This is a genomic window from Cellulomonas septica, from assembly GCF_012396155.1.
Classification (GTDB): Bacteria; Actinomycetota; Actinomycetes; order Actinomycetales; family Cellulomonadaceae; genus Cellulomonas; species Cellulomonas septica.
On the sequence record NZ_JAAXOY010000899.1, the window covers coordinates 1 to 1055 of the forward strand.

Annotated in this window: 1 protein-coding gene; it reads left to right on the plus strand. The window is 77.3% G+C overall.

The annotated features are described in order from the left end of the window. Positions 1 to 1007 (plus strand): LamG domain-containing protein (locus HGA02_RS20120; protein WP_168681202.1); only part of this gene is annotated, 1007 nt, incomplete at its 5' end. Positions 1008 to 1055 lie beyond the last annotated feature (48 nt).

Consider the following 1055-nt stretch of genomic DNA (forward strand, 5'->3'; position numbering starts at 1 on the left):
TCGACGTCGCCCCCGCGCCCGGCTCGGCGCCGGCGGTGTACGCCGAGGACGCGACCGCGGGGGCCGTGGGCCTCGCGGGGCAGTTCCGCTTCTCCGCGTCGGCGGCCGACGGTGTCGTGGCGTTCGACTACGCGGTCGCCGGTGTGCGCGACCGTGTCCGCGTCGCCGCCGGTGAGTCCGGCGCCACGGTCTCGTGGACCCCGACGGTCGACGGTCCGACGGCGCTGACCGTGCAGGCGGTCGACGCGGCGGGCAACCTCGGCTCGGAGCGGCTCTACCGCTTCACCGTCGGCACCCCGACGGCCGAGCTGCCCGCGGACGCGCGGTGGACGCTCGACGAGGGCGCGGGTGCGATCGCCGAGAGCGCGACGCCGAGCGGCCGCGGTCCGGTGCTGACGCTGTCGCCGTCGACGACGTGGACGGGCGGTCTGATGGCCGACCTCCTCGGTGAGGACGACGACCGCGCGCTGCTGCTCGACGAGTCCGGCGACGGGGCGTCGACCACTGGTCCGGTGCTGGACACCGCGTCGAGCTACTCGGTGGTCGCGGTCGTCCGGGCCGACGGCTCCGGGGCGGGCACGGTCGTGAGCCAGGACGGCGCCGGTGGGCCGGCGTTCACGCTCGGGCAGAGGACCGACGGGTGCGCCGACGGCCTGACGTCGTGCTGGGCGTTCGGCGTGGCCGGTGAGGGCACCTCGGAGACGGTCGGGACGTCGGCGGTCCCGGTCGTCCCGGGCGCCTGGGTGGCGCTCGTCGGCATCCGCGACGCGGCGACGGGGACGGTGCGGCTCGACGCCTGCTCGTTCGGCACCGCCGACGAGCCCGGCGACTTCAGCGTCGTCACCGGTGCCGCGCAGCCGGTCGGTGCGACGCCGGCGTCGGCCGGGCCGTTCCGGATCGGGACGACCTCCGGCGACGCGTGGGCAGGTGCGGTCGGCGGGGTCCGGACCTACGCGAAGGCCGTGGGTGCCCCCGAGGAGCGGATCGTCTGCAGCTCGGGCGTCTGACGCGGTCGGGCAGGGGCCGGGCGCGTCGCGTCGCGAGACGCCGCCGCG